At 56.1% G+C, this 4,575-nt stretch carries 4 protein-coding genes; all 4 read left to right on the top strand.

Features of this window, described 5'->3' with window-relative positions; all coding sequences use genetic code 11:
- Positions 1-406: 406 nt before the first annotated feature.
- Positions 407-1,288 (top strand): aldose 1-epimerase family protein, encoded by an 882-nt coding sequence (locus tag T363_RS0113550; protein WP_051643302.1) that lies wholly within the window; start codon positions 407-409, stop codon positions 1,286-1,288.
- Positions 1,289-1,452: 164 nt separating this feature from the next.
- Positions 1,453-3,975: a heavy metal translocating P-type ATPase gene (locus T363_RS0113555; RefSeq protein WP_031476690.1), complete on the top strand. Its 2,523-nt coding sequence runs from the start codon at positions 1,453-1,455 to the stop codon at positions 3,973-3,975.
- Positions 3,972-4,235 (top strand): metal-sensing transcriptional repressor, encoded by a 264-nt coding sequence (locus T363_RS0113560; RefSeq protein ID WP_031476692.1) that lies wholly within the window; start codon positions 3,972-3,974, stop codon positions 4,233-4,235. Before T363_RS0113555 ends, T363_RS0113560 begins: the two co-directional genes overlap by 4 nt.
- A gap of 82 nt (positions 4,236-4,317) precedes the next feature.
- On the top strand, positions 4,318-4,575 hold a 258-nt coding region (locus T363_RS15790), incomplete at its 3' end, for a transposase (protein WP_242840289.1).

The raw sequence follows: 4,575 nt of genomic DNA on the forward strand, positions 1-4,575 counted from the left end.
CAGGAGCGCTTTGAAACCCGCACTCCGATGGAAGTCCGCACGGAGGCATTAAACTCCGATACTCCTGCACTGTATCCCATTCCTGAAAATAAGCGTATTCAAAAATACAAAGAAAAGTTCGCTGCATAAACAAGCTCACCGTTCCCGAAAAAGGAAACGGCGAGCATAACCGCACTATATTTTATTTATTTCTCCGGTCTACCTTGACTGGGGCGGATCAGTACGCCTGGCTTTTTGCATTGTATTGCCGAACAGCAGGATTTAGGAGAATTGTGAGGAAAGACTGTGCATGGCGGACAAGTGGGATGCACAGATGCGGATTTGCAGTTCCTGCGCGGCAAGATTGACTTTTCGGGGGAAAGTGGGTATGCTAAAAATATCAGAATACAGCAGGGGAGGAACGACGATGTATCAACTGGAGAATGCGCGTTTTTGCGTAGCGATCAATGAGCAGGGGGCGGAGCTGAGCAGCTGGATCAGCAAAAAGACCGGCACGGAGTATGTGTGGCAGGCCGATCCGGCTGTATGGAAACGGCACGCGCCGATTTTGTTCCCGATCGTCGGACGGCTGAAGGATAAAACCTATACGGTAGGCGGAAAGCCCTATCAGATCACGCAGCACGGCTTTGGCCGCGATCTGGTGTGGCAGGCCAATCAGGTGGATGCCTGCTGTGTGGAGTTTCTGCTGCAGCAGAGCGATGTGACCAAGGCGATGTACCCGTGGGATTTTTCCTGCACGGTGCGGTATACGCTGACAGAGGATACCCTGCGCAAGGAGCATATCGTGACCAATGACAGCGACACCGATCTGTACTATGAGATCGGCGGACACGACGCCTATACCCTGTGCTGGGAACCGGATGAAAAAATCACCGATTATTTTGTTGCATTTGAAGGGGTGGAGGCGCTGCACCCCATTCTGACGGATGAAAATGTGATGCTGAGCCGGCGGCACGGCAGCCTTGCGCTGGAAGATGGCTGCCTGCCGATTACGCGAGAAACCTTCCGCAACGATGCGATCATTATGGACGATCTGCTCGTGCGCCGCGTGACGCTTGGCAGCCTGAAAAATAACCGCACGGTGACGATGGATTTTGCGGATTTCCCGTATTTTGCTTTGTGGAGCACCTATCAGGAGTTTGATGTACCGTATGTTTGTCTGGAGCCGTGGAGCACCTTGCCAGACGGCGGCTATCTGGATCATGCGATTGAACAAAAAGAGGGTGTGCGCCTGCTGCATCCGGGGCAGGAGGAAACACTGGTATTTACCACAACGATCCGGGAATGAGATAGCAGAAGCAAAGGCGGCTGTATCCTAAGGGGATGCAGCCGCCTTTGCCTGCCGCGAAGCGAGTAAACAGCGCTTGACAAACACAAGCTGATATCGTATACTCGGAACAGAACAATACCCCTCCCCGGGGGAGGGGCGGAATAGGATAAGGAGAACGGGATATGAAGCAAAGATTCCGCGTCGGCGGCATGAGCTGTGCAGCCTGCTCGGCGCATGTGGAAAAAAGTGTTTCGGCACTGCCGGGCGTGCAGGAGGTGCAGGTTAATCTTCTGGCCGGCAGCATGGCCGTGCAGTACGATGAGACTGTGTGCAGTGCGCAGGCGATCGTGCACGCGGTAGAAGAAGGTGGGTATACGGCGGCGCCGGAGGACGGCAGCCGGCCGGCTGCGGCCGCGCCGGGTGCGCAGGCTGCGGACGGACTGCATGAAATGAAAAGGCGGATTGCGGTATCCGCTGTGTTTCTTATCATTTTGATGTATTTTTCCATGGGACCGATGATCGGCCTGCCTTTGCCGGGGTTTGTCAGCGGGACGGAGCACGCTTTCGCCCTTGCGTTGGTGCAGATGCTGCTGACCCTGCCGATCGTAGTGGTCAACCGCAAATATTACAGCAATGGTTTCAAAACACTGCTGCACCGCGCGCCGACGATGGATGCGCTGATTGCGGTCGGCTCGGGGGCGGCGCTGGTTTATGGCGTATACGCCCTGTTTCAGATCGGCTATGCCTGTGCGGCAGGTGATATGGAAACCGTGCACCGCTATGCGCATGACCTGTATTTTGAATCTGCCGGTATGATCCTGACCTTAGTTACGCTGGGTAAATTTTTTGAAGCCCGCGCCAAGCGGAAAACCGGCGAGGCGATCGCCGCGCTGATGGATCTGCGGCCGCAGACGGCCAATGTGCTGCGCGGTGGGCAGGAGGTCTCCATCCCGGTGGAGGATGTGCGCGTAGGGGATCTGGTTGTGGTGCGCGGCGGACAGTCCGTGCCGGTGGACGGTACACTGGCCGAGGGCAGCGCCTTTTTGGATGAAAGCGCGATCACAGGCGAGAGCATGCCGGTTGGCAAGCATCCGGGTGACAGTGTGATCGGCGCCACGGTGGTGAAAAGCGGATACTTTGTGATGAAGGCTGCGCGTGTGGGGGATGACACCACACTCAGCCAGATCATCCGATTGGTGGAGGAAGCGGGCGCCTCTAAAGCGCCGATCGCCAAGCTGGCGGATAAGGTTGCCGGGGTTTTCGTGCCGATCGTTATGGGGATCGCGCTGCTTACTGCGGTTGTATGGCTGGTATACGGGGAAACGCCTTCGTTTGCGCTGACGCGGGCGATTGCGGTGCTTGTCATCTCCTGCCCGTGTGCGCTGGGGCTGGCAACACCGGTTGCCATCATGGTAGGTACTGGTGTAGGTGCAAAGAACGGTGTGCTGTTCCAGTCGGCAGAGGCATTGGAAAACCTGCATCATGTGGATTGCGTGATTTTGGATAAGACCGGTACTGTGACAGAGGGACGGACGGTTGTAACCGATGTGAAATCCTTTGGTGTTGCACCGGATGACCTGCTGTCGCTCGCTTTGTCGTTGGAGACGCGCAGCGATCATCCGTTGGCGGATGCGATCGTGCGGTACGCGCGTGAGCGCAATGTGCTCGAGCGCACGGTAACGGATTTTGAGATGCTGGAAGGGCAGGGGGTGCGCGCCAAGGTAGATGGTGTACCTTGCATGGCGGGCAACCGCCGGATGCTGCTGGCGGGCGGTCTGGCGCTGCCGCGTTCTGCACAGCAGATGGGAGAAAATCTGGCTGCAGCAGGCAAAACGCCGCTTTATTTTGCGGCGAACCGGCAGGTGGTCGGTATTTTTGCGGTGGCGGATGTGCTCAAGCCGAGCAGCCGCGCGGCAGTTGAGGCGCTGCAAAACCTGCATGTTGAGGTAACGCTGCTGACCGGGGATAACCGCGCCACTGCAGAGAGCATCGCCGCGGAACTGGGAATTGACCATGTGGCGGCAGAGGTGCTGCCGCAGGATAAGGAACGCGTGGTGCGGGAAAAGCAGGCACAGGGCAAAAAGGTTGCTATGATCGGCGACGGTATCAACGATGCGCCGGCGCTGGCCCGCGCGGATGTGGGCATCGCCATCGGAGCCGGTACGGATGTGGCGATCTCATCGGCAGATGTGGTGCTGATGAAGAGCGACTTGATGGATGCGGTGGATGCGATCCGGCTGTCGCGGCAGACCATGCGCAATATCCGGCAGAACCTGTTTTGGGCATTTTTCTATAACTGCATCGGTATCCCGATTGCGGCAGGGGTTCTGTGGCTGCCGCTGCATATCGGGCTTAGTCCGATGATCGGCGCGGCGGCGATGAGCCTCAGCTCGGTTTGTGTGGTGTCCAATGCGCTGCGGCTGAAGTTTTTCCAGGGCACACCCCGTCCGGAAACCCGGAAGGGTGACTATATTGTTATGCCAAAGGAGGCAGCAAACATGAAAAAGGTAATCAAAATTGAAGGTATGATGTGTGAACACTGTGTTGCACATGTGAAAAAAGCACTGGAAGCGCTGCCGGGTGTGGAAGCTGCGGTGGATCTGCAAAGCGGAACGGCAACCGTGCAGGCGGCAGCGCTGCCGGCAGACGAGCAGCTGCGCGCAGCAGTGGAGCAGGCGGGCTATCAGGTGGTTGGTCTGTCATGAAGGCAGATCGGAAAAAGGTCGATCCGTTGCTGCGCACAGCGCGCGGACAGATGGATGGCGTGCTGAAAATGATTGAGGATGACCGGTACTGCATGGATATCGTTACACAGCTGCAGGCGGTCGAATCGTTGGTGCACAAGGCGCAGCGTGAGGTGCTGCGCGCCCATTTGGCAGGCTGTGTGCAGGCGGCCTTTGAAACGGGGGATGAGCAGGCCCGTAAGGAAAAAATTGACGAGGTTGTGAAGCTGCTCGATAAGTGATATGTACCCCCTTTACTGGACACCCAGTAGAGGGGGTATTATTATGCGGTACACATATGAGTATAAAAGGAAATGTGTAGAAATGTATCGAGAAGGAAAATGGCCAGAAACGCCAGAAGGTATTAGCGATAAATCCTTTCGAGATAAAGTGAGACTATGGGTAAGAACAGAGGATAGCCGCGGTCCAGAAGCACTGAAACACAGAAATTTCAATAGGAACTGGACACCAGAAGAACGGCTAGAACTAGTATCCCAAGTAATGTCCGGGAAATCCTGTGTGTCAGTGGCAATCGAGGCCGGTATTCAAGATAGACTATTGTATCAATGGGTTCAAAAATAT

It is taken from the genome of Agathobaculum desmolans ATCC 43058, from assembly GCF_000701665.1.
Taxonomy (GTDB): domain Bacteria; phylum Bacillota; class Clostridia; order Oscillospirales; family Butyricicoccaceae; genus Agathobaculum; species Agathobaculum desmolans.